The organism is Hymenobacter psoromatis (assembly GCF_020012125.1).
Taxonomy (GTDB): Bacteria; Bacteroidota; Bacteroidia; order Cytophagales; family Hymenobacteraceae; genus Hymenobacter; species Hymenobacter psoromatis.
Genome location: NZ_JAIFAG010000001.1, coordinates 4,487,641 through 4,510,330, shown reverse-complemented (window position 1 = coordinate 4,510,330; position 22,690 = coordinate 4,487,641). Strand labels below are relative to the sequence as shown.

Below are 22,690 nucleotides of genomic sequence, written 5' to 3'. Positions count from 1 at the left end.
TGAAAAAGCCCCGGCTCCTGGCAAGCGGGGCGGGAATTAAGAAAGGGCGCGAAGATAAGCGGGAAAGAGGCTTGGGAGCGCTTGTCATTACTTCGCGTTGCTCGCAATGACAAGCGCTCCCAAGCATATCCATTCTACTTGGCCCGAATGGCGATAACCGGGTCCAGATTGGCGGCCATCACGGCCGGAATGATGCCGGCCAGCACCCCGATGCCCACCGACACCAGCAGGCCCAGCGAGATGTTGCCCGCGCTCAGCGATAGCGCCAGGCTATCCTGCGGCACGAGAGTAATGAGCCAGACCAGAAAAATCCCTACCCCCCCGCCCAGCAGGCATAAGAACACGGCCTCGAACAAAAACTGAAACAGAATAAAGTAATTTTTGGCCCCTAATGATTTTTGGATGCCGATAATATTGGTGCGCTCCCGCACCGATACGAACATAATATTGGCAATGCCGAAGCCGCCTACCAACATGGCAAATGAGCCAATGATGGCCCCCGCTATGCCGATAATGCTAAATAGCTTACCGATGGTATCGGCAATCATTTCGGGGCGATTGAGGGCGAAGTTGTCTTCCTCGCGGGGCTTGAGGCCCCGGATGATGCGCATGTCGCCCTGCATCTCGGCTTCGAGATTCAGCAGGCCGGGGTCGTCGTCGCGGCCCTTCACGCCGATTTGGGGCGAGGGCACGCCCTGCCCGGAGCTGTTGAGGGCGAAGATATTGGCAAACATGCCGAAAGGAATCAGGCAGTTGGCATCGTTGCTGGGCGTGCCAAGCAGGTTTTTACCCTCCTTTTTCATCACCCCGATAACTGTGAAGTAACGGCCCTGGGTCTTGAACTGCCGCCCCACCGGCGCGCCCTGCGGAAAGAGGTTTTCGGCGATGGTAGCCCCGATGATGGCCACCGGCCGGCCGCCATCCATCTCCTGCTGGGTAAAGTAGCGGCCCTGCTCAATGGGCACGCTAGAAATCTGGCGGTAATCGTAGCTGACGCCCTGCAACGCACAGTCGCTCACCGAGTTATTCTCCGCCTTCAGTGTATTACCGCCCTTGGGCACGAAGATGGCCACCCCCTTCTGACTGTTGGCGGGCAGCATCCGCTGCAGCTGCTGAAACTCACGCAGTGTAGGCACGGGCCGGTTGAAATACTTCCACCACGGAAAATTACTCTCGAAGACCCAGGGCCACTTGCCCACGTAAATTACTTTATCGCCCAGGAAGTTCATGCTGCTGCGCACGTTCGATTCGAGCGAATCGACGACCATGAAAACGGCGATAATGGAGAAAATACCCACCGTGACGCCCAGCAGCGACAAGACAGTGCGCAGCAGATTGGCCCGCAATGCCTGCCAGGCAAAAGCGAAGCTTTCGAGTACGAGTCGAACAGTAAGGAACATAGCTGGTTAAATGCGCGGTAAGCTTCAGCTAGCACCGCAGGGCCGGATGGGGGTAGGGTAGTCTTTAGCCGGCACTGCAGGGCCGCCAAGAAATAGAACAAGCGAACACCGCCACTTTGCTATTAATACCGCGAAGTTGGTGGAAAATTACCGTTCGCTTACCCGACAAGCTAAAGCTCAGCCTATGCAAAAGCTCAGCCTCAAAAAAAAAGCGTACCTTTGCACCCCGAATTTTCGGTAACTTCCCCCTAGTACTGCCCATCATGGCGATGAAACTGCATGAGTTCAAGTTTGAACTCCCCGAAGAGCTGATTGCCAGTCACCCTGCCCGCCACCGCGACGAGTCGCGCCTGATGGTGGTTCACCGCGCTACCGGCCAGTTTGAACATCGCATGTTCAAGGACATCTTAGATTATTTTGTGGAGGGCGACGTTTTTGTTTTCAACGACACCAAGGTGTTTCCGGCCCGCATGTATGGCCAGAAAGAGCGCACTGGCGCGCAGATTGAGGTTTTCCTACTGCGCGAATTGAACAAGGAAGGCCGCCTCTGGGACGTGCTCGTGGACCCGGCCCGCAAAATCCGGGTGGGTAATAAGCTGTACTTTGGCGAGTCGGATATCGTGGCCGAGGTCATTGACAATACGACGTCGCGGGGCCGCACCATCAAGTTTTTGTTTGATGGCACCGATGAGGAGTTTCGCAAATCTTTGCACGAACTGGGCGAAACGCCCGTGCCCAAGGAAGTGCTTAAGCGCGAAACCGAGCCCGCTGATAAGGAGCGCTACCAGACCATTTTTGCCGAGAACATTGGGGCCGTGGCCGCGCCGAGCGCCGGCCTGCACTTCTCACGCGAAGTAATGAAGCGCATGGAAATCAAGGGGATAGAGAAGGCGTTTATCACCCTGCACGTGGGCCTGGGCACCTACCGCAACGTAGATGTGGAGGACCTCACCAAGCACAAGATGGACTCGGAGCAGTTCTTCGTGGGCCCCGAGGCGGTGCAGATTGTGAACAAGTCGATGGACACCAAGAAGCAGGTCTGCGCCATTGGCACGACGACCATGCGGGCGCTCGATGCCTCGGTTTCGGCCAACAGCCGCATCAAGGTGACCTCGGGCTGGAACGACAAGTTTATCTACCCGCCCTACGATTTCAAAATCGCTAACTCGCTGCTGACCAACTTTCACCTCCCCGAAAGCACCTTGGTGATGATGGCTTCGGCCTTCGCCGGCTACAAGCTGCTGATGGAGGCGTACCAGGAAGCCATCAAGGAAAAGTACCGCTTCTTCGCCTTCGGCGACGCGATGCTCATTCTGTAAGTGAGTAAATGAGTACGTGGAGTGGCTCGGCTACCTGGGGGTGGCCGGGCCATTTTGCGTTTAGTGGATTTGCTACCTTCGCTGGCGCTACGCTTCTACTGACTTATGCCCGCTACCCCTCCCCCACCACCCAACGACTTACTCATTTACTCACCTACTCATTTACCGTCCCCGCCGCGTTACGCTATTCTGGTGGCGGGAGGGAACGGGCTACGCATGGGGTCCGACCGGCCCAAGCAGTTTCTGCTGCTGGGGGGTGAGCCGGTGCTGCTGCACACGCTGCGGCGCTGGGCCGCACCGGCGCTGGGCGTGGTGCAGCTGGTGGTAGTGCTACCGTTTGACCAGCTCGACTACTGGCGACAAGTATTGGTGGAATACGCGGTTAGCATTCCGCACCTGCTGGTGGCGGGCGGGGCCACGCGCTGGGCTTCGGTGCGGGCCGGGCTGGCCGCCCTACCCCCCGACGCGCTGGCGGGCGCGCTGGTAGCAGTGCACGATGGCGTGCGGCCGCTCATCGCGGCCAGCGTGATGGAGGCGGCCTACCAAGTAGCGGCAACCCACGGCGCGGCGGCCGTGGCCGTGCCGCCCAAAGACTCGGTGCGGCTGCTAGGGGCGGCTGGCTCATCGCCGCTCGACCGCCGCCGCCTGCGCCTGATGCAGACGCCCCAGACCTTCGACCTAGCCCTGCTGCGTCGCGCCTACCGCCTGCCCGAGCTACCCACCTTTACCGACGATGCCAGCGTGGTAGACGACCTGCACCCGGTGCAGCTGGTGGCGGGCGATTACCGCAACCTCAAGATTACGACTCCCGAGGACCTATTGCTGGCTGAAGCCCTGCTGGCGGCCGGTGCCTAGCTAATCATTAATTATCAACTAGTTAATTCTTTAATAGTCCTAAGCTCAGGAAACTTATTGGCCAAGCGCCTCGTAGTCAGTTGGCTTACTCACTTTACTCCACTTCTTCCTTTTTCCCATGAATCGCTTTCTCCTACCCCTACTGGGTGCCGCCCTACTTGCCCTGCCAGCCTGCAACTCTAAAACCGATACCAAAGGCCAGGGCTTTTCTGAAACGACTAAGCCCGGCACTACTACCGAGGAGCCGGCGGCCGTGATGCCCGACGGGGCACAGAACCCTACCGATATGCCCGCAGCTGCCGGCTCGGCCCCCGCCAAGGGTCAGCCCGACCCCAATGGCCCCACGGCCCCCCACGCCAACGACGCGCAGTTTATGCAGTCGGCTGCGCACTCGGACCAGAATGAGATGCAACTCAGTAAGCTGGCGCTGGCCAAGGGCGTAACGGGCATGACCAAAACCTACGCCGAGAAAATGATAGCCGACCATACCAAGAGCACCGCCGCCCTGCAGCCCATCGCGGCTAAAGCCGGCGTGACCCTACCCACCGACATGGACGACCAGCACAAGGAAATTGCCCAAAATATGCAGCAGCTGTCGGGTAAGGACCTGCAGGACCGCTACCTGGAGCAAATGGAAGCCGACCACCAGATAACGGCCAACACCTTGGTCGCGCACCAGCAAATGACCAAAAACGCCGCCCTCAGCAGCTGGATTACCCAGACGCTGCCCGTGGTGACCCAGCACCTGGGCATGGCCAAGGCCGATGCCAGAGAAACTAATTAGGCTGCTGGCCTTTGGCCATCAACTACTTGGCTACATGCCCTGGCATATCAGCTGACTACTTTAAGGGGCCGCTTCGGAAAATCCGGGGCGGTCTCTTTTTGGGTGGTAACGGCTACATTTAGCCCCCTAACCGCCCGCGCTATGAGCCAGTCCGATACCGCCCTCGACCACCACGACCGCACCGAGTTTCAACTGGAGCGGCTCATCCTGTTCACCGATGCCGTGTTTGCCATCGCCATCACGCTACTGGCCATCGAAATTCGGTTTCCCGAATTTGGGCATCGCCTACCTAGCAATACCGACATCTGGCGCGGGCTGGGAGAGTTGGTACCCAAATTTATGGGCTTTCTGATAGGCTTTGTCATCATTGCGCAGTACTGGACGGCCCACCACCGCATTTTCCGGTTCGTGCGCAACTACGACACCAAGCTCTTGTGGCTTAATATCTTGTTTTTAATGTTTATCGTGCTAATGCCCTTTTCGTCGGGCGTGTTCAGCTCCTATGCCGTGGTGGCGGCGGCCTTCACGATTTACGCTATCAATATTATGCTCGCTGGCCTGGCACAGGTGCTGCTGTTGCGCTACCTGCTGAACCCGGCCCACCAGCTCATCTTACCCGAAGACCGCACGCACCCCGACCTCGATACCTGGCGACCCCTAGTGGCAGTAGCGGGCTTTGGGGTGGCGCTGTTGGTGGTGCAGCTGCTGCCCAGCCAGGGCATCTGGATATTGTTGATTCCGTTCACGGCGCTGCTGGTGATACCTTTTTCGTGGCTGCACCGGCGGCGGCACGCCCGCCTGTTGCGCGCCCACTTGGCCCTGCGGCAGCCCGCCCTCGAGCCGGAGGCAGCGCTGGAGCCGGTGCCAACCCCATAGCGTCCTTACCCCCCTTAGTGCTAAGAGCCCCCGTGCCAGTCCGGCACGGGGGCTCTTAGCACTAAGGGGGGTAGGGGCCCGGCTATTTAGCAGCCAGGGCCGCGCCGGCTTCGCTGAGGCGGATACCCATGTGCGAGGCATGGTAGCGCACCTGGCCGTCCTGAATCATGAGGATTTGCGGCGACTGGTGCTCGATGCTGAACTCGCTGGCAATCTGGCCCGAGATGGGACGGTAGCGCAGCAAATCGAGGTAGTAGATGGCCGCGTCGGCGGGCAGCGAGGTGTCGGGCCACTGGCGCTCGACCTTAGCCTTAGCGGCCGCGCTAATGGAGCAGGTAGTGCTGTGCTTGAAGATAAAAACCGGGTGCGCATATGATTCCTGCACGATAGCCGCCAGTTGCGCAGCGTCGGTGAGGGGAAGCCAGGGAGTAGCCATAAAAAGGTAGTGCTTTAAAAATTAACGGATTATAAAAAAGAAAAAGGGGCAGGCTTTCGTACCAGGCCCCCCTTAACTACGGAGTTAGGGGTTGGGTTCGGTTTGGGGGCGGCGCAGGCCCAGACGCTGGGCCACGGGCACACGCGGGCGGCCATCGCGGCCATAGCGGGGCGCGTCGGCGGGGCGGGCGGGGGTAGCGCTGCTGCCGCGGCGCAGCTGCTGGCGCGTCACATCGAGGTGGCTGGCTTTGTAGGGGGCCTCGGCGCGCCGGGCATCGCGCAGGGCCTGGCGGTTGGCGGCACGCTGGCGGGCGGGGCTGGTGGGCACGGTCTGAGCCGGAGCCACCAGCAGCCAGGCAATCGCTACGTACTGAAGCATAGTTTTTTACTTAAAAATCAGTGCCCTTTACTTTTACTTCTACCCTACCTAGGGGCCGTTGCCGGGGGCGGGCTGCGTGGGGTCGGGCTTAGGCACTGGCACCTTGGGGGCCTTAGCTTTGGGGGCGAGCGGGGGGGTAGGCGCGGCGGCGGGGGCGGGGGCAGGAATAGGCTCGGTATCGGCGGGGTCGGCTTTGCCGCGGGGCTCGGCGGCGGCCTTGCCTTTACCGTGGTTTTTACGGCCCTTCTTGCGCAAGTCGCGGTTTTCGCGGCTGGCTTCGCGCGGCTTGTCGGGGTGCAGGTTGTAGTGATGCAGCTGGCGGCGGTTGATATCCAGGCGCTTCAGCGTACCCGTTTTTACCAAGCCCTGCTTGTCGTACTTAATGCGGGTGCCTTCGGGCAAGTCGCTGTACGAGACGGGTTTCTTCTTCTCGTCGGCAGCGGCCGGGTCGGTGGCGTTGGTGCCGGCCGCGTCGGCATCGGGGTCGGCTGCTTTGAGCGACAAGCCCTTGTGGCGCGCTTTTTCAGCGGCTCGTGCCTTGGCTTTCGCTTCGGGGGTCATGTTGGGGGTAGGCAGCCGGTGCGGATGAAACACGCGGTCGTACACCGCGCAGCCGCCCAGCAGCCCCAGCAGCACGGGCAGCAGCAGCCCCCGCAACCACGGCGTTGATAAAGCCTTCACAATAAGTACTAAATAGGACGTTAGATAATTTAAGATAAAGCTAATTTGGGCCGCGCTAATAGTCGCGCAACGCCCGCAGCTGTTCGCGCAGCCGCTGCTGAGGCAAAAACCCTGCCTCAAGCTGCGGTGCGAAGGGCACGGCCGTGTCGAGCGAGGCCACGCGGCGCACCGGCGCGTCGAGGCTGCTAAAGCAGTTTTCGGCAATCCAGGCCGCGATTTCGCCGCCCAGGCCGCCGGTCAGCGTGTCTTCGTGCAGGATGAGTACGCGGCCGGTTTTGCGCACCGAGCGGCCCACGGCCTCGGTATCCCAGGGCAGCAGCGTGCGCAGGTCGAGGATGTCGGCTTGAATTTCCAGCTCCTTACACGCGGCCAATGCCCAGTGCACACCCATGCCGTAGGTAATGATGCTCAGCTCGTTGCCCTCCTGCGCCAACGCCGCTTGGCCGATGGGCGTGGTGTAGTACGCCTCCGGCACCGGCCCGCTCAGCGAGCGGTAGAGCATTTTGTGCTCAAAATACATGACCGGGTTGGGGTCTTCAAACGCGGCGCAGAGCAGGCCCTTGGCGTCGTGCGGGTTGCTGGGATATACCACTTTCAGGCCCGGCACGTGCGTAAACCACGCCTCGTTGCTCTGGCTGTGGAAGGGCCCGGCGGCCGAGCCCGCGCCGGTCGGCATCCGAATTACCACGTCGGCGTTTTGGCCCCAGCGGTAGTAGCTCTTAGCTAAATTATTGACAATCTGATTGAAGCCGCAGGTCACGAAGTCGGCAAACTGCATCTCCACCATCGACTTCTTACCCCGGATGCTCAGGCCCAGCCCCGCCCCCACGATGGCCGACTCGCACAGCGGCGTGTTGCGCACCCTACCCTTTCCAAACTCGGCCACGAAGCCCTCGGTAATCTTAAACACGCCGCCGTACTCGGCAATGTCCTGGCCCATGAGCACCAGCTCGGGAAAGCGCGCCATGCTCTGCCGCAACCCCTGCTGAATGGCGTCGATGAAGCGGAGGTTTTGAGTTAAGAGTTGAGAGGTAAGAGGTAAGGGTTCTTCGTTATCGGAATTCTCCTTGTCATCCGGCAAATTCTTAACTCTTGATTCTTCCCTCTTCCCTACCACCGGCGCGTACATGTCGGCCAGCTCGGCTTGGTCGTCGGCGTGGGGGATAGGGGCCGCTTCCGACTCCTGCCACCCCCGCTCGATTTCCTGCTTGAGGCCCTCGCGCACCTGCACGCGGGCCGTTTCGCTGAGGATGCCCTCGGCCAGCAGCCACTTTTCGTAGGTTTCCACGGGGTCTTTAGTGGCCCATTCTTGCAGCAGCTCGGCGGGCACATACTTGGTGCCGCTGGCTTCCTCGTGGCCGCGCATCCGAAAGGTCAGGGCCTCTACCAGCACCGGGCGTGGGTTTTGGCGCAGGTCTTCGGCGAGGGTGTTGATTTTGTCATAGACTTCGAGCACATTGTTACCGTCAAGCTGCACGGCCTCCATGCCGTAGGCGGGGCCTTTATCCACGAAGGACTTAAACCGAAACTGCTCATTACTCGGCGTGCTGAGGCCGTAGCCGTTATTCTCGACCAGGAAAATAACCGGCAGCTGCCACACCGCCGCCACGTTGAGCGCCTCGTGAAAATCGCCCTCACTGGCCCCGCCGTCGCCCGAGTAGGTGAGCGTCACGCGGGGCTTCTCGTCCAGCAAATCGGCCAGCGCGATGCCGTCGGCCACGGCCAGCTGCGGGCCGAGGTGCGAAATCATGCCCACAATGTGGTGCTCGTTGGTGCCGAAGTGAAACGAGCGGTCACGGCCCTTGGTATAGCCCGTGGCCTTGCCCTGCCACTGCGCAAACAGCCGCCCCAGCGGCACCCCGCGCCCCGTGAACACGCCCAGGTTGCGGTGCAGGGGTAGGATATATTCATCGGCGTTCAGCGCCAGCGTGCTGCCCACCGAAATAGCTTCCTGCCCGATGCCCGAAAACCACTTGCTCACCTTGCCCTGGCGCAGCAGAATCAGCATTTTTTCCTCAATCAGGCGCGGCTTCAGCAGCTCGCGGTAGAGGTGCAGCAGCAGGTCGTTGGGGTAGTCTTTGCGGTCGAAGGTCATGGTGGGGGGTAGGGCGGGGAGGCAGAGTGCCGGGCAAAGGTAATTTAAGGCGCTGCCTTACCTTGCGGACATGCCCAACCGGAGGTCAGTGAAGCTAAGGCCGAACATATTGCCTACTGGAAAGACACGGCCGCCGACGATTGAGCCGACGTGCAGAAAACGCTGCAAGCGGGGGTGTATATCCACGGCTTGTTCTTCACCCACTTAGTTATCGAAAAGCTCAGTAAAGCGCACTGGGTGAAAGACAATGCGGACGACATCCCACAGCGCACGCATAATATCATTAAGCTGTGGCAGGCGACGCAATTGCAGCCAACGCCCGACCAGCAGGGGCTAGCGGTCGAGCTGAACAAATACCAGTTGGAGGGCCGTTATCCAGAGTATGTACGCCAGTTGCGAACCCAAACAACGGCCGCTTATACCACACAGCTGTTCACCGAAATAACTACCCTTCGCACATGGTTACTCAGCACACTGCCCTAGCCGAAGTCCAGGCCTTCGTGGCTGATTTGCATACGCTGGGCGTCCGGCCCCAACGGGTCATCCTCTTTGGCTCCTTCGCCCGCAACGAGCAGCGCGAATGGTCCGATATTGATGTGGCCGTGGTAGCGGAGGAATTTAGTGGTTTTAGCCCGAAAGATGCCCGGCTGCTGTCGCCTGCGCTAGTCCACCACGCCGATATTGAGCCGCATACCTTCCGGCCCGAAGACTTCACCGACTGGAACCCCTTCGTGGCCGAAATCCTGCGCACGGGCATCAGGGTGGTATAAAAAAGCCGGCCCGCCCTCCCTGACGGGAAAGCGGGCCGGCTTAAACTAGTGGCTGGTGGGCCTACTTCTTGCCGTGCTCCTCGGCGTGAGCCTTGCGGGCAGTAGTAGCGTGCTCCGTGGCGTGGTCCTTATGGGCGGCGGCGGTATGCGCGTGATGGGCGGCCTTCTCATGGCTGCCGGCTTCGTGGTGCTTGGCAGCCTCGGTGTGGTGCTTGGCGGCTTCGGTGTGGTGTTCGGCGGCCTTCTTGTGGCTGTCTGCTGCTTTCTTCGACATGGTCGTAGGGGTTGAAAGGTGGGAAATGTTGGGCTTATACGGAGCACGTTTTTAAGTAGTTACATGAAGTTTTGGTGTGATATTCGTGAAGCGGTGGCCCCACGGCTGGGGTGGGCAATGCATTCGGTTGGCTCCGGCAAAAGTGGCACGCGCAGTATCTTTAACCGCTTTTATCTATTATTCACGGTATGACGAATTACTACCTTTCTTTTATCCTACTATCAGCCACGCTGCCCGCCGCTGCCCAAGCCACAGCGGCGCTCCCCCACCCCGCGCCGGCCGATACGCTACGCCCTGCATTTCGGGGCACATTACCCGATTCGCTGGCGGCGGCTCCCACACCGGGCGGCACGTTTCGGCTGCAAGGGCAGGAACAGCCCATCCGGCCGTTTCTTACCATCCAGGACCAGCTGCGCACGGTGGCCGGCGTGCAGGTGACGCCCTATGATGGTAGCCCCGGCAGCGGCCAGGTGGTGCGCATCAGGGGGGCCAGTCGGGCGCAGGATACCAGCCAGCCCCTATATATTATCAATGGTCTGCCTGCTCTCAACGACGAGCTGACGCCCGACCAGCCGCTGGGCACTTCGCCGCCCCTGACACCCTCGGGTACTATCGGCACAACTACTATCGCGGAGCAGCACGCCGAAGCGGGGGCCAACCCCTTGCAGCTGCTACCCCCCGAAAGCATTGAGAGCATAGAAGTGCTGGCCGGGCCGGCGGCCGTGGCACGCTACGGGGCGCTGGGGGCCAATGGAGTCATCAGCATCCGCACGCGGCGCCGGGCGGCGGCGGCGGGCCAGCCGCTGCGCGTGCGCTACTCGGCCTACGGCGGGGTGCAGCAGGTGCGCCACCGCTACGACTTGCTGGATGCCAGCGCCTATGCCAGCATCGCCAACGCAGCTTACAGCAACCGTGGCGGGGCGCTTCCCCTACCTTACCCAAGCACGCAGCTGGGAGCCGGGACCGACTGGCAGGCCGAAACGTACCGCGTGGCGGGCTTGCAGCAGCACCAGCTCAGCCTGGAAGGCCGCGCCGGCCGCACGGCTTTTCTGCTGAGCACTGACTACCGCCGGCAGAGCGGCGTGGGGCACGGGTCAGACTTGCAGCGCTACGGCCTGCGCCTGGCCCTTGACCGCCAGCTGGGCGAGCGCCTGACCCTGCGCGCCACCGCTACGCTGGGCCAAACTACCCAGCGCCTACCCTACGCTACCGGCCTGGCGGGAACTACGCGCGCGGCGCTGCTGGCCCCGCCTACAGCCGGCGTTTACACCCCGCAGGGCGGCTACAGCTACGACGAGCCGTACCAGGGCAACCCCAACGGCCTCGGCTTTACCAATCCCGTAGCGCTCAGCGATAACGTGTATCGCACGCCAAATACGCGCCGCCTGCTGGGCCAGCTAGCCGCCGACTACCAGTTGGCTCCGCACCTGACGGTGCAGGCCAGCGCCAACTTTCAGCGCACCCTCCTCGATGCCGACAGCTACATGCAGCCGGATTTTCCCTATAGCCCTGCGGTGCGGGCCGACCCCCATTATGGGCATCAGTCGGTGCAGGCCAGCCAGTGGTCGGGCCGGCTGGCCCTGCACTACCAGCGCCAGCTGGGGCGGCATCAGGTGGGAGTCGAAGTCGACTACCAGTACCAGGCCAGGGACTACGCTGCCAGAAAATCATACCAGTACACCTACTACTACACTGCCGGGGTTCCGGTCGGGTTTCCTGCCGTTGGCGTCAACTCCGGCTACTTGCAGTACGGGAATAAATTCCGGCTGCACCAGCCCTGGGGCCGCGTACACTACGCCCTCGACAGCACCTTGCGCGCGGAAGTCAGCCTGAGCTATGCCCATTTCAGGCAGGATGCTAACACCGAGTTTTATCCGGCGGCACAGCTGAGCTGGCAGCCGCGACTAGCAGCGGGCCGGCTGGCCCCCACGCTGTGGCTAGGGGCCGCCCGCACCGGTGTACTCGGCTTTGGGTTTGGCACTTTCGGGCCGGTGTCGCTGACCCCCTCCAGCACCAACCCATTCGCCCCTCGCTCTGACCGGCAACAAGCTGCCCTGCGCACCGACCAGCTCGAAGTGGGCCTGCGCATGGGTGCACCCGGCGGCCGCTTCAGCGGGCAGCTCGTGGCCTACCAGCGTCAGAGCCACCACGTGCTGCTGAACACGGTAGTGGCCGTGTATTCAAATTCCGGCGACGGGTATAGCTCGTTTTTTGATGAAGGCACCATTCGTAACCAGGGACTGGAGCTAACCGGAAGCACTACCTGGCACGTAGGCCGCGTGCGAGGCACTACCCGGCTAGTGGCCAGTCTCAACCGCAACCGCCTGCAAGGCGACGAGTACGCGGTGCGGACCGACCCAGCTTATAACAACCACCCGGTGGCGGCCGTGAACGGCTACCAGCAGGACGGGCTGGCGGCCAATGGCACGCTCCGCTTCCGCGATGCGAATGGCAACGGCCGGTTCGATACTGCCGACCGGCAGTACCTGGGCAGCGGCATTCCGGGCCAGCTGGCGGGCCTCAGCCAGCAGCTGCGGCTCGGCCGGCTGGCCCTCGATATGCAGCTTGATGGCCAGTTTGGCTACCAGGTGCTCAACCACCAGCTAGCCTTTCTGGACGTGCCCAGCGGCTACAGCAACAATGTCGTCACGGCGCGAAACTACTGGACGCCCACCAACCAGAATACCACCGTGCCCGCGCCCGGCAGCGATGTCAACACCTCCTTCGGGCAGCAGGAGACTATTTCTAACCGCCTGCTTGAGAACGGTAGCCATGTGCGCCTATCCTCACTCACCGTGGCCTACCGTCTGCGCCAAACGGCCACCCAGGACCTTAGCTTTTGGGTGGGCGCGCAGAATCTGTTGGTGCTAACCAGCTACCGCGGCTATGACCCTAACGTGAGCAGTGGCGGCAGCAACAGTGGCCTGGCTGGCCAGGACTACGGGGCCGTGCCCCTACCCCGCACCTGGCTACTGGGCGTGCGGGCTACCCTGTAGCCGCCTAGCTTGCGTCCCCCGCCGCCCTACCCGCCGCCCGGCCCGAGAAGAGGCAGCCACCCAAAAACGTGCCCTCCAGCGCCCGGTAGCCGTGCATGCCGCCCCCGCCGAAGCCCGCCACCTCGCCCGCCGCGTAGAGGCCGGCAATGGGCTGGCCGGCAGCATCGAGCACCTGGCCCTGCAAGTTGGTGAGCAGGCCGCCGAGGCTTTTGCGGGTGATGAGGTGCAGGCGCACCGCGATGAGCGGCCCCTGCGCGGGGTCGAGCAGGCGGTGGGGCTTGGCCGTGCGGATGAGGCGGTCGCCGAGGTACTTGCGGGCGCCGCGCACGGCCGTGAGCTGCGCGTCTTTGCCAAAGGGGTTGGTGAGCTGGCGGTCGCGGTTTTCGATTTCGGCCCGGATGGTGGCCAGGTCCAGCAGCGGCTCGGGGGTGAGGGCGTTCATGCCCGCCACCAGGTCGGGCAGGTTGTTTTTCACCACGAAGTCTTCGCCTTTTTCCATAAACGCCCGCAGCGGCGGGGTGCCACCGCCCCGCACCCGGCCCAGCGTTTGCCAGATGCTTTTGCCCGTGAGGTCGGGGTTTTGCTCGGAGCCGGAGAGGGCAAATTCCTTCTCGATAATCTTCTGGGTGAGCACAAACCACGAGTAGTCGTGGCCCGTGGTGCGCAGGTGGGCCAGCGTGCCCAGCGTGTCGAAGCCCGGCCACAGCGGGTCGGGCAGCCGCCGCCCGCGCGCATCGAGCCACAGCGACGACGGCCCCGGCAAAATGCGAATGCCGTGCATGGGCCAGATGGGGTCCCAGTTCTGGATACCCTCGGTGTAGTGCCACATGCGGTCCTGGTTGATGAGCCTACCCCCCGCCTGCTCGGTAATGCCCAGCATCCGGCCATCGACGTGCGCCGGCACGCCCGAAATCATGTTTTTGGGGGCCGCGCCCAGGCGGGCGGGCCAGTGGCGGCGCACCAGCTCGTGGTTGCCCCCAATGCCGCCGGCCGTGACGATAACGGCCCCGGCGCTTAGCGCAAAGTCGCCGGTTTTTTCGCGGCTGCTGGGCGCGCCGCGCGGCACGTCGCTGGGCACCAGCACCTCGCCGCGCACGCCCGTCACGGCCCCGTTGGTGCGCACCAGCTCGCTCACGCGGTGGCGAAAGCGAAATTCGAGCAACCCCTTGGCCTCGGCGGCGCGGGCCTGGGCAATGAAGGGGGCTACTACCCCCGGCCCGGTGCCCCACGTCACGTGGAAGCGCGGCACCGAGTTGCCGGGCGCGCTGGCCCCGGCCCCGCCCCGCTCGGCCCAGCCCACCACCGGAAAAAACCGCACGCCGCGCGCGCGCAGCCAGGCGCGCTTTTCGCCGGCCGCCCACTGCACGTAGGCCTCGGCCCAGCGGCGGGGCCAGGCATCCTCGGGCCGGTCGAAGCCGGCCGTAGCCTGCCAGTCGGCCCAAGCCAGGTCGAAGCCATCATGGATGCCCAGCCGCCGCTGCTCGGGCGAATTCACCAAAAAAATGCCCCCGAACGACCAAAAGGCCTGGCCGCCCAAGTTCTGGGCGGGCTCCTGGTCGAGCACTACTACGCGCTTGCCGGCGGCGGTGGCTTCGGCGGCGGCCACCAGGCCGGCCAGCCCGGCCCCGATGATGAGGATGTCGGTGGTGGGAGTAAGCATGGGGCAAGATAGTCGGCACGCACACTACTTTTGGCGGCGGGCGCGCTAAATTTGTCTGCTTACCAGCCTTTTATTCTCCCCACTCAAGCTATGATTCACTTTCAGGAATTTACCCTGCCCAACGGCCTGCGCTGCCTGGTGCACGAAGATTTTACTACCCCCCTGGCCGTGCTCAACATCCTGTATGATGTGGGCTCGCGCGATGAAAGCCCCGACCAGACGGGCTTCGCGCACTTGTTTGAGCACCTCATGTTTAGCGGCTCGGTAAACGTGCCCAGCTACGACGAGCCGTTGCAAAAAGTGGGTGGCGAAAACAACGCCTTCACCTCGCAGGACATCACTAATTACTACCTCTCGCTGCCGGCCACCAACCTCGAAACCGGCTTCTGGCTCGAAAGCGACCGGATGCTGGACCTGGCCTTCTCCGAAAACGGCCTCGACGTGCAGCGCAAGGTGGTCGTGGAGGAGTTCAAGCAGAACTACCTCAACCAGCCCTACGGTGACGTGTGGCTGAAGCTTAAGCCCCTGGCCTACACTACCCACCCGTATCAGTGGAACACCATTGGCAAGGAAATCCGGCACATTGAGGAAGCAGAGATGGTCGACGTGCGGGCGTTTTTCCGGCAGCACTACGCGCCTCAGAACGCCATTCTGGTAGTAGCCGGGGCCGCCTCGCTGGCCGAAGTGCGGCGGCTGGCCGAAAAGTGGTTTGGGCCCATTCCGGGCGGGGTGCGCCCGCCGCGCGAGCTGCCCCAGGAGCCGGTGCAAACCGAAGCCCGCCACGCTACCGCCACCGCCCCGGTGCCGCTGAGTGCTCTCTATAAAGCCTACCACATGCCCGCCCGCCTCGACCCGCGCTACCACGCCCTGGACCTGCTCGGCGACCTGCTGGGCCGGGGCAAATCGAGCCGCCTGCACCAGCGCTTAGTGAAGGACCTTCAACTGTTTAATAACATCTCGTCGTCGGTAACGGGTGCCCTCGACCCCGGCCTGTTCGTAGTCAGCGGCAAGCTCAATGCCGGCGTGGCCCTCGAAGAAGCCGACCACGCCGTGGAAGCCGTCGTGGCCGAGCTGCTGCGCGCCGAGGTGCCCGCCGACGAGCTGCAAAAAGTAAAAAACCAGGCCGAAGCGGGCTTGGTTTTCGGCGAAATCGAGTTGCTGAACCGGGCGCTGGCCCTGGCCATCGGCAAGCTGCTGGGCAACGCCAACCTCGTGAACGAGGAGCCCGCCCAGCTGCAAGCCGTGACGCCCGCCGACCTGCGCGCCGCCGCCGAGCTGGTATTGCGCCCGGAGAATTGTAGCACGCTGTACTATCAGGCACAGGGGTAAGGGGTAAAGACTACCAGAGAACGTCCTGCTTCCTATGTCAGCAGGACGTTCTCTGGTAGTTTTTTATTTGTTTGTTACATATTTGCACATCTACCCTTCATTCGCTGTCCGATGCGCTTCCTGCTTGCCGCCCTACCCCTCCTTTTACTGGTGGCCTGCCACCACGGCGCTGATGAGCCCGTGGCACCCGACTACCCCGACTGGTACGCCCTGCGCGCGCCCGACGACCGGGCCATCCAGGCCGCGATTGGGGATATAGACGGCACGCTGATTATCACGACAGGTGCCAATATCTACCGCACCACTGACCGGGGCAAAACCTGGCAGCCGGGTAGTTACAAAGATAATTTGGGCATAGTCGGGTTTGCCCAAGGCGGCGACTCGCTGCTAGCGCTAACGGCTGGCCTGAACAACACTGGCGATTCAACTGCTATCGCCTTCGCCACCAACGGCAGCTCTGTCAGCTTCGACCGGGGCGCTACTTGGCAACCCAACCACAACCATCTCGCCTTCGACATTTTAGTACCCCTGAACCGATTAAAAAATCCGGCCGGCACCGAATACAGCATCACTGTGCGCCAGACGCCGGTCAGCCCCGGCTCCAGCACCGCTTATCTCGAAACTACCGGCATCAAAGACCAGACCGGCCGCCGCCTCACGCTGCCGCACGACCACCAAATCAAGAGCCTGTATTTTGATAAGCAATCGCGGCTTTACGTATCGGCCTCGGCGGCTCTGTGCGGCACGCGCGAGAACTTCGCTTTTTGCGGAGAACATAATGGTGTTCTGTACGTCTCCAAAAAGCCGCAGCCGTAGCCGCATCACCTGGGCGATGCGGCTACGGCTGCGGTAGTGGCGGGCCGGCTACTGTTAGCGGGGAATAGTCGTTGATTTATCAGCCTTGGCCGCCGCGGCGGCTTTGGCGGCGTGGCCAGCGGCGGGGCCATCGTAGGGCGGGGTGTTTTTGCCGTTGTCCGTCACGTTGACTGGCTCGCCGGGGGCGGCGTACACGTTGTTGCCCCGGCCGTTGGGGTTGGTGCCCCGTAGCGGGTCGGCGGCGCGGGCGGCGGGCGAGGTGCTGGGTACCGTGCGCGGCGCGGTGGTGGGCATCCGCTTCACGCGGTGGGTTGGCAGGTGGGTAGTGGGCGTTTGGGCGGCGGCGGCCAGGGCCAGCAGCAGGCCGGCGGCGGGCAGGCCGAAAGTGCGGAAAATAGTCATTAGCGAGTAAGAAAGCCAGGAGAAAATCATCGCCTCGCGGGCGGCTGGGTACTTTACGCAAAGCGGCCCCGAAAGGCTGGCTTCCGGGGCCGCGGCAACGCAGGCAGAAAAAGAGTGAGAAAAGCGAAGGTTAGCGGCCGGGGGCCAGCGTAGTGCTGGCTGTGGTGCGGTACAGGGGGCGGCCGTTGTAGTCGGTGCTCACGCCGTGGCCCACTTGGTTGAGGGGCATGCCTGGTGCCACCGACACGTTGGTAACCGGGCGATGCTGGCCGTTGCCGATGTCCGTGGCCTGGGGCAGCGGGTCGTTGCTCCAGCCGCTCCAACCGGCGCTGGCCACGGCATCCGGGGCTGGAATGGTAGTAGCGGCGGCGGTAGCTTCCGCTTTGGCAAGGGCGGCGGCAGCGCGCTTTTCGCGGGCCGTGAGGGTGCGGCGGGCCTGAGGCTTCGCGGACGCCTGAGCGGGGGGTAGGGTTTGGGCCGAAGCGGCTTCGGTAGCGAAGAAGGCCAGGGCCAACAGCGGGAGGAGAAAGCGGCGCACCATGAGAAAGAGGAAAAGGAGTGAGAGAATTCTAAGGTTGAAAAGGCTTTTGCAAAGGCAATGCCAACTTTTTGAGAGGAACAATGGGAAATAAATATGCTGGCTAACTGCGGCGTGCCGGGTTTTAGTACGCCGCGTGCCAGCCTATATCCAGGTGAGGGCCGCCGTACCTTTGTGGGTATTATGCAGGAATCTATTTCGGGCCTGGCCGCCGAGGTGGCCGCCGCCGCCGTTAGCAGCGCCGCCGCCCTCGACCAGTTTCGCCTCCTCTACCTCGGCCGCAAGGGCCGCCTGGCCGACCTCTTCGACCAACTCAAAACCGTGCCCGCCGAGGACCGCCGCGCCCTTGGCCAGCAGCTTAACGGTCTCAAGCAGCAGGCCCAGGCCCGCTTCGACGAGGCCCAGCAAGCCCTGGAAGAAGCGAGCGCCAACCAGCCCGCCGACGCTGCCTTTGACTACACCCTACCCCCCGTGCCGCACGTGCTGGGCACGCGCCACCCGCTGAGCCTGGTGCGCGAGCAAATGCTGCGCATCTTCAGCCGCATCGGCTTCGCGGTGGCCGAAGGGCCTGAGATTGAGGACGACTGGCACAACTTCACGGCCCTCAACTTCCCCGAAAACCACCCGGCGCGCGACATGCAGGACACGTTTTTTGTGCCCGCCGTGGCAGCTGGCGACCAGCCCAACCTGCTGCGCACCCACACCAGCACCGTGCAGGTGCGGGTGATGGAAAACGAGCCGCTGCCCATCCGCCGCGTTATGCCCGGCCGGGTGTATCGCAACGAGGCCATTTCGGCGCGGGCGCACATGCTCTTTCACCAGGTAGAGGGCTTGTATATTGACGAAAACGTGAGCTTCGCTGACCTCAAGCAGACTATCTACTACTTTGTGCGTGAGCTATTTGGCGAGGATATTAACATCCGGTTCCGGCCCAGCTACTTCCCCTTCACCGAGCCCAGCGCCGAGATTGATATCACCTGCCTCATTTGCAAGGGCGCGGGCTGCAACATCTGCAAAGGCACTGGCTGGGTCGAAATCGGCGGCAGCGGCATGGTAGACCCCGCCGTGCTCGAAAACTGCGGCATCGACTCAGAAAAGTACTCGGGCTACGCCTGGGGCATGGGCATCGAGCGCATCACCATGCTTAAGTACCAGGTAAAGGACCTGCGCCTGTTTACCGAGAACGATGTGCGCTTCTTGCGCCAGTTCGAGGCGCTGTAGGGGGTAGGGCGCTACCCCCGGCGAAACTGTAAGCAGCGCCGCCATGTTACCCGGCTTCTGCTTCGCTTTAAGCTCATTACGCTGAAAATAATTAATAAAACGTCATGCTGAACGCAGGGAAGCATCTTGCTCGCATCGGTGAACTACCGACCCAACAATGCGAGCGAGATGCTTCCCTGCGTTCAGCATGACGTTCCACTTTACCTCCCATGAAAGTTAGAACCCTTAAACAAAACAAAGTCAACGTTATAACGCTGGGCTGTTCCAAGAATCTTGTTGATAGCGAGGTGCTGATGGGCCAGCTCCAGGCCAACGACTTTCTGGTGACGCACGAGGCCAAGAAGTCGGATGCCAACATTGTGATTATCAACACCTGCGGCTTTATTGACAATGCCAAGCAGGAGAGTATTGATACCATTCTGCGCTATGCAGAGGAAAAGGAGAATGGCAAGCTGGAGAAGCTTTACGTAACGGGCTGCCTCTCCCAGCGCTACAAAGACGAGCTGGAAGTCGAAATTCCGCAGGTCGATGCGTTTTTTGGTACCCTGGAGCTGCCCCAGATGCTGAAAGTGCTGGAAGCCGACTACAAAAAGGAGCTGGTGGGCGAGCGCCTGCTCACGACCCCCAAGCACTACGCCTACTTTAAAATAGCGGAAGGCTGCAACCGGCCGTGCTCGTTCTGCGCCATTCCGCTGATGCGCGGCAAGCACGTGGACCGGCCCATGCAGGACCTCGTAACCGAGGCCAAACGCCTCGTGAGTATGGGTACTAAGGAGCTGATTCTCATTGCCCAGGACCTCACTTACTACGGTCTGCAAGCCTACGGCGAGCGCAAGCTGCCCGAGCTGCTGGAGCGCCTCAGCGACGTGGCCGGCGTGGAGTGGCTGCGCCTGCAATACGCCTACCCCTCGCAATTTCCGCTGGCGGCGCTGGACGTGATGCGCGAGCGCGACAACGTGTGCCGCTACCTGGATATGCCGTTGCAGCATATTTCGGATAACATGCTGAAAACCATGCGCCGGGGCATCACGGGCCGCCGCACTAAAGAGCTGGTGCGCGAAATTCGCGACCGTGTGCCGGGCATTGCGTTGCGCACCACACTCATTGCGGGCCACCCCGGCGAGACGGAAGCCGATTTTGAGGAGCTGTGCGAATTTGTGCAGGAAGCGAAGTTTGAGCGCCTGGGCATCTTCACCTACTCGCACGAGGAAAACACGCACTCGCACACCCTCGTGGACGATGTGCCGGCCGAAGTAAAGCAGGAGCGCGCCGACCGCATTATGGAAATTCAGCAGCAGCTATCGCTGGATTACAATGAGTCGCGCGTGGGCCAGACGTATAAGGTGCTCTTCGACCGGCTCGAAGGCGGCTACTACGTGGGCCGCACCGAGTTTGACTCGCCGGAAGTGGATAATGAGGTGCTGGTGCTGGCTACCAACGACTTGCATATTCCGCAGGGCAGCTTCGCCAATGTGCACATCACGGGAGCTTCGGACTTCGATTTGTACGGCGAGGTCATCGGGGTTTAAACTACTGATGCAAACAAAAGGCAGCTGAGCGGCTGCCTTTTTTGTTTACTGCCGACCTTTGCCGAGCGAAAGGACCGGGCAGCAACGCGCCGCCTACGAAATCCGACCAATCCGAAAAATCTGCCGAATCCGTGGTTCAGACAATTTCTTACGCCGCCACCGGCGCGTTTTCCAGCCTGCTTACCGATTATATCGCCGGCGCGCCGGCCCTGGCTTCCTTCTATGGTCGCCGGCCCGAGCTGGCGGCTTTTCCGGCCCAGATTGCCGAAAAGCAGGCCGCCTACCCCCCCGAAATGCGCCAACGTTTAGTGGCCGACCTGCGCGCCCAGTACGCCGAGCTGGGCGGTGAAATACCGCCCGCCGTGGCCGCCAACCTCGATTTGCTGGCCCGCGACACCACATTTACCATCACCACGGGGCACCAGCTCAACCTGCTCACCGGGCCGCTGTACTTTGTGTATAAGCTGGTTACGGCCATCAAGCTGAGCCAGGAGCTGAAAGCTGCCTACCCCCAGTACGACTTCGTGCCAGTGTACTGGCTGGCGACGGAGGACCACGATTTTGCCGAAATCAACAGCTTTCCGCTCTTTGGAAAAACCTACAGCTGGGCCGGCCCCGGCGGCGCGGCTGGCCTGGGCGGGCCGGTGGGCCGCCTGGGCTTGCAAGGGCTTGAGGAAGAGCTGCTAAGTCAGCTGCCGGCCGAGGTGCCGGCCGCCTTCCGCGAGGCGTATGCCAGCAGCCGGAACCTGAGCGAGGCAACCCGTCGGCTGGCTACCAGCCTCTTTGGAGAGTACGGCTTGGTGTGCCTCGATGCCGACCGGCCGGCGCTCAAGCAGGCCCTCAAGCCGCTGCTGGTGAAGGAATTGACGGAGCAGTTTTCCAACCAGGCCGTGCAGGCCACCGATGCCCGCCTGGTGGCCGCCGGCTACAAGCCGCAGGTGTATTCGCGGCCGCTCAACCTGTTTTTCATCACCGATGAGGGCCAGCGCGAGCGCCTGGAACCCGGTGCCCAGGCCCTGGCCGGCCTGCTGGCCCTGGCCGAAGCCGAGCCCGCGCGCTTTAGTCCCAACGTGGTGCTGCGGCCCGTGTACCAAGAGATTTTGCTGCCCAATGTGGCCTACATCGGCGGCGGGGCGGAGGTGGCGTATTGGTTTCAGCTGAAGGACGTGTTTGCGGCGCTGGGCGTGCCCTACCCCCTCGTGCTGCCCCGCAACTCGGCCCTGTACCTGAGCCGCGCCAACGCGGGCAAGCTGGCTAAATTGGGCCTCACGGCCCTCGATATTTTCAAGCCGCTGGCCGAGCTGAAAAAGCAGGTGGGCGCGCAGCTGGGGCAGGAAGAGGTGAGCCTGGCGGCGCAGCAGCAGGCGCTGGCGGCAGCTTTTGAGCAAGTGCAGACGCTGGCGCAGCGCCTCGACCCCACGCTGGTGAAGACCGTGGCCGCCGAGGCGCAAAAAGCAGCCGGCAGCCTCGCCAGCCTCGAAAAGCGCCTGAGCAAAGCTGCCGAGGCGAAGCACGAAACTGCTTATAATCAGCTTACTACCCTCAAAGACAAGCTCTTCCCCGACGGTGGCTTGCAGGAGCGCACCGATAATGTGCTGAGCATCTGGCTGAATAACCCGGACTTTATCGGGCAGCTGGTGGCGGCATTCAAGCCGCTGAAGCTGGAATTTGCGGTGCTGACCGAGGGGTAGGACGCGGGAAGATTGATTCGCTTGCTGTCTGCGAGTAGCTTTGCGGCCGTCCTCATTTCCCCTTTTTACCCATGCCTACCCCCGACAACCCCCAGAAGGAACAGCTTTTTCAGCGCATCGGCCAGGGCCTGCGCGAGCAGGGCCTGCGCGTGGAGCGCCAGGACCCCAGCCGGCCCTGGGGCGGCTTTTTTGTGCTCGATGAAAGCCAGGCCCAGCAGTTTGCCGATATTTATTTCAATGGCTTAGAAGTAGATAAGCTGCGCATTTCGGGGCAGCTGAGCCCCAAGATATTGCTGGTAGCGCCGCACCAGCGCCTGAGCTGGCAGTACCACCACCGGCGCGCCGAAATCTGGCAGGTAGTGGAAGGCCCGGTGGGCGTGGCCATTAGCGATACCGACGAGCAGACGGAGGTGAAATCGTACCAGCCAGGGGAGCGCATCATTCTTCAGCAAGGCGAGCGCCACCGCTTGGTGGGCCTCAACGGCTGGGGCGTCATCGCCGAAATCTGGCAGCATACTGATGCCGGCCAGCCTTCGGACGAGGACGATATCGTGCGGGTGCAGGACGACTTCGGCCGCTAAGCCAGAGGCCTGGGCGTAAGGACGAGCGGAGCCGGGCGTCTAATCAAACGTTCGGCCCC

The 22,690-nt window shown here is 62.2% G+C and carries 22 protein-coding genes; 13 read left to right on the top strand and 9 right to left on the bottom strand.

Annotation, left to right across the window (positions count from 1 at the left end; genetic code table 11):
• Positions 1 to 134 precede the first annotated feature (134 nt).
• Positions 135 to 1,400 carry an ABC transporter permease gene (locus LC531_RS19525; RefSeq protein WP_223653260.1) on the bottom strand — a complete coding sequence of 422 codons (1,266 nt, stop codon included), beginning with the start codon at positions 1,398 to 1,400 and terminating at the stop codon, positions 135 to 137.
• Between the two features lie 269 nt (positions 1,401 to 1,669).
• Between LC531_RS19525 and queA the strand changes: the two genes are divergently transcribed.
• From queA to LC531_RS19505, 4 genes are all read left to right on the top strand, one after another.
• A complete protein-coding gene (gene queA / locus LC531_RS19520; protein WP_223654013.1) occupies positions 1,670 to 2,719 on the top strand; it encodes a tRNA preQ1(34) S-adenosylmethionine ribosyltransferase-isomerase QueA in 1,050 nt (349 codons plus the stop codon).
• A 105-nt stretch (positions 2,720 to 2,824) separates the two neighbouring features.
• Entirely contained in the window at positions 2,825 to 3,574 is a 750-nt protein-coding gene (locus tag LC531_RS19515) for a 2-C-methyl-D-erythritol 4-phosphate cytidylyltransferase (RefSeq protein WP_223653258.1), read from the top strand.
• 118 nt (positions 3,575 to 3,692) lie between these two features.
• Positions 3,693 to 4,358 carry a DUF4142 domain-containing protein gene (locus LC531_RS19510; protein WP_223653256.1) on the top strand — a complete coding sequence of 222 codons (666 nt, stop codon included), beginning with the start codon at positions 3,693 to 3,695 and terminating at the stop codon, positions 4,356 to 4,358.
• Between the two features lie 141 nt (positions 4,359 to 4,499).
• On the top strand, positions 4,500 to 5,234 hold the full coding sequence (locus tag LC531_RS19505) for a TMEM175 family protein (protein WP_223653254.1): 735 nt from the start codon (positions 4,500 to 4,502) through the stop codon (positions 5,232 to 5,234).
• 82 nt (positions 5,235 to 5,316) lie between these two features.
• Here LC531_RS19505 and ytxJ read toward each other — a convergent pair whose 3' ends face one another.
• The 4 genes from ytxJ to LC531_RS19485 form a co-directional block, all read right to left on the bottom strand.
• Positions 5,317 to 5,670, bottom strand: a complete 354-nt coding sequence (gene ytxJ, locus LC531_RS19500) for a bacillithiol system redox-active protein YtxJ (RefSeq protein ID WP_223653252.1) — start codon at positions 5,668 to 5,670, stop codon at positions 5,317 to 5,319.
• An 84-nt stretch (positions 5,671 to 5,754) separates the two neighbouring features.
• Positions 5,755 to 6,048: a hypothetical protein gene (locus LC531_RS19495; protein WP_223653250.1), complete on the bottom strand. Its 294-nt coding sequence runs from the start codon at positions 6,046 to 6,048 to the stop codon at positions 5,755 to 5,757.
• 48 nt (positions 6,049 to 6,096) lie between these two features.
• Positions 6,097 to 6,729, bottom strand: a complete 633-nt coding sequence (locus tag LC531_RS19490) for a hypothetical protein (RefSeq protein ID WP_223653248.1) — start codon at positions 6,727 to 6,729, stop codon at positions 6,097 to 6,099.
• Between the two features lie 55 nt (positions 6,730 to 6,784).
• On the bottom strand, positions 6,785 to 8,824 hold the full coding sequence (locus LC531_RS19485; RefSeq protein WP_223653246.1) for an alpha-ketoacid dehydrogenase subunit alpha/beta: 2,040 nt from the start codon (positions 8,822 to 8,824) through the stop codon (positions 6,785 to 6,787).
• A 150-nt stretch (positions 8,825 to 8,974) separates the two neighbouring features.
• On the opposite strand from LC531_RS19485, the gene LC531_RS19480 reads away from it, so the two are divergent.
• Entirely contained in the window at positions 8,975 to 9,307 is a 333-nt protein-coding gene (locus LC531_RS19480) for a HEPN domain-containing protein (protein WP_223653244.1), read from the top strand.
• Positions 9,283 to 9,594, top strand: a complete 312-nt coding sequence (locus tag LC531_RS19475; protein ID WP_223653242.1) for a nucleotidyltransferase domain-containing protein — start codon at positions 9,283 to 9,285, stop codon at positions 9,592 to 9,594. Before LC531_RS19480 ends, LC531_RS19475 begins: the two co-directional genes overlap by 25 nt.
• A 61-nt stretch (positions 9,595 to 9,655) precedes the next feature.
• Here the strand turns inward: LC531_RS19475 and LC531_RS19470 are convergent, their stop codons facing one another.
• Positions 9,656 to 9,868, bottom strand: a complete 213-nt coding sequence (locus LC531_RS19470) for a hypothetical protein (RefSeq protein ID WP_068339610.1) — start codon at positions 9,866 to 9,868, stop codon at positions 9,656 to 9,658.
• Positions 9,869 to 10,056: 188 nt separating this feature from the next.
• Between LC531_RS19470 and LC531_RS19465 the strand changes: the two genes are divergently transcribed.
• Positions 10,057 to 12,864 (top strand): TonB-dependent receptor plug domain-containing protein, encoded by a 2,808-nt coding sequence (locus LC531_RS19465; protein WP_223653240.1) that lies wholly within the window; start codon positions 10,057 to 10,059, stop codon positions 12,862 to 12,864.
• Between the two features lie 4 nt (positions 12,865 to 12,868).
• Here the strand turns inward: LC531_RS19465 and LC531_RS19460 are convergent, their stop codons facing one another.
• A complete protein-coding gene (locus LC531_RS19460; protein WP_223653238.1) occupies positions 12,869 to 14,524 on the bottom strand; it encodes an FAD-binding dehydrogenase in 1,656 nt (551 codons plus the stop codon).
• A gap of 90 nt (positions 14,525 to 14,614) precedes the next feature.
• Here LC531_RS19460 and LC531_RS19455 point away from each other — a divergent pair, with 90 nt between their 5' ends.
• Both LC531_RS19455 and LC531_RS19450 read left to right on the top strand, forming a co-directional pair.
• Entirely contained in the window at positions 14,615 to 15,853 is a 1,239-nt protein-coding gene (locus tag LC531_RS19455) for a M16 family metallopeptidase (RefSeq protein WP_223653237.1), read from the top strand.
• Positions 15,854 to 15,964: 111 nt separating this feature from the next.
• A complete protein-coding gene (locus tag LC531_RS19450; protein ID WP_223653236.1) occupies positions 15,965 to 16,669 on the top strand; it encodes a beta propeller repeat protein in 705 nt (234 codons plus the stop codon).
• 54 nt (positions 16,670 to 16,723) lie between these two features.
• Here the strand turns inward: LC531_RS19450 and LC531_RS19445 are convergent, their stop codons facing one another.
• Both LC531_RS19445 and LC531_RS19440 read right to left on the bottom strand, forming a co-directional pair.
• A complete protein-coding gene (locus LC531_RS19445; protein WP_223653234.1) occupies positions 16,724 to 17,071 on the bottom strand; it encodes a hypothetical protein in 348 nt (115 codons plus the stop codon).
• Positions 17,072 to 17,201: 130 nt separating this feature from the next.
• A complete protein-coding gene (locus LC531_RS19440; protein WP_223653232.1) occupies positions 17,202 to 17,612 on the bottom strand; it encodes a hypothetical protein in 411 nt (136 codons plus the stop codon).
• Positions 17,613 to 17,792: 180 nt separating this feature from the next.
• Between LC531_RS19440 and pheS the strand changes: the two genes are divergently transcribed.
• The 4 genes from pheS (at position 17,793) to LC531_RS19420 (ending at position 22,631) form a co-directional block, all read left to right on the top strand.
• Positions 17,793 to 18,830, top strand: a complete 1,038-nt coding sequence (gene pheS / locus LC531_RS19435; protein WP_223653229.1) for a phenylalanine--tRNA ligase subunit alpha — start codon at positions 17,793 to 17,795, stop codon at positions 18,828 to 18,830.
• Between the two features lie 209 nt (positions 18,831 to 19,039).
• Positions 19,040 to 20,359: a 30S ribosomal protein S12 methylthiotransferase RimO gene (rimO, locus tag LC531_RS19430; RefSeq protein ID WP_223653227.1), complete on the top strand. Its 1,320-nt coding sequence runs from the start codon at positions 19,040 to 19,042 to the stop codon at positions 20,357 to 20,359.
• 131 nt (positions 20,360 to 20,490) lie between these two features.
• Positions 20,491 to 22,050 carry a bacillithiol biosynthesis cysteine-adding enzyme BshC gene (bshC, locus tag LC531_RS19425; protein WP_223653225.1) on the top strand — a complete coding sequence of 520 codons (1,560 nt, stop codon included), beginning with the start codon at positions 20,491 to 20,493 and terminating at the stop codon, positions 22,048 to 22,050.
• A 71-nt stretch (positions 22,051 to 22,121) separates the two neighbouring features.
• Positions 22,122 to 22,631: a cupin domain-containing protein gene (locus tag LC531_RS19420; protein WP_223653223.1), complete on the top strand. Its 510-nt coding sequence runs from the start codon at positions 22,122 to 22,124 to the stop codon at positions 22,629 to 22,631.
• The last annotated feature ends 59 nt before the right edge of the window (positions 22,632 to 22,690 follow it).

Coding starts and splice junctions, on each gene's coding strand:
- LC531_RS19475 (WP_223653242.1), top strand. CDS start 9,283: ATGGTTACTCAGCACACTGCCCTAGCCGAAGTCCAGGCCTTCGTGGCT.
- LC531_RS19465 (WP_223653240.1), top strand. CDS start 10,057: ATGACGAATTACTACCTTTCTTTTATCCTACTATCAGCCACGCTGCCC.
- LC531_RS19455 (WP_223653237.1), top strand. CDS start 14,615: ATGATTCACTTTCAGGAATTTACCCTGCCCAACGGCCTGCGCTGCCTG.
- LC531_RS19495 (WP_223653250.1), bottom strand. CDS start 6,048: ATGCTTCAGTACGTAGCGATTGCCTGGCTGCTGGTGGCTCCGGCTCAG.
- ytxJ (WP_223653252.1), bottom strand. CDS start 5,670: ATGGCTACTCCCTGGCTTCCCCTCACCGACGCTGCGCAACTGGCGGCT.
- LC531_RS19505 (WP_223653254.1), top strand. CDS start 4,500: ATGAGCCAGTCCGATACCGCCCTCGACCACCACGACCGCACCGAGTTT.
- LC531_RS19440 (WP_223653232.1), bottom strand. CDS start 17,612: ATGGTGCGCCGCTTTCTCCTCCCGCTGTTGGCCCTGGCCTTCTTCGCT.
- LC531_RS19525 (WP_223653260.1), bottom strand. CDS start 1,400: ATGTTCCTTACTGTTCGACTCGTACTCGAAAGCTTCGCTTTTGCCTGG.
- LC531_RS19420 (WP_223653223.1), top strand. CDS start 22,122: ATGCCTACCCCCGACAACCCCCAGAAGGAACAGCTTTTTCAGCGCATC.
- LC531_RS19510 (WP_223653256.1), top strand. CDS start 3,693: ATGAATCGCTTTCTCCTACCCCTACTGGGTGCCGCCCTACTTGCCCTG.
- LC531_RS19485 (WP_223653246.1), bottom strand. CDS start 8,824: ATGACCTTCGACCGCAAAGACTACCCCAACGACCTGCTGCTGCACCTC.
- LC531_RS19515 (WP_223653258.1), top strand. CDS start 2,825: ATGCCCGCTACCCCTCCCCCACCACCCAACGACTTACTCATTTACTCA.
- LC531_RS19450 (WP_223653236.1), top strand. CDS start 15,965: ATGCGCTTCCTGCTTGCCGCCCTACCCCTCCTTTTACTGGTGGCCTGC.
- LC531_RS19460 (WP_223653238.1), bottom strand. CDS start 14,524: ATGCTTACTCCCACCACCGACATCCTCATCATCGGGGCCGGGCTGGCC.
- LC531_RS19470 (WP_068339610.1), bottom strand. CDS start 9,868: ATGTCGAAGAAAGCAGCAGACAGCCACAAGAAGGCCGCCGAACACCAC.
- LC531_RS19445 (WP_223653234.1), bottom strand. CDS start 17,071: ATGACTATTTTCCGCACTTTCGGCCTGCCCGCCGCCGGCCTGCTGCTG.
- pheS (WP_223653229.1), top strand. CDS start 17,793: ATGCAGGAATCTATTTCGGGCCTGGCCGCCGAGGTGGCCGCCGCCGCC.
- queA (WP_223654013.1), top strand. CDS start 1,670: ATGAAACTGCATGAGTTCAAGTTTGAACTCCCCGAAGAGCTGATTGCC.
- rimO (WP_223653227.1), top strand. CDS start 19,040: ATGAAAGTTAGAACCCTTAAACAAAACAAAGTCAACGTTATAACGCTG.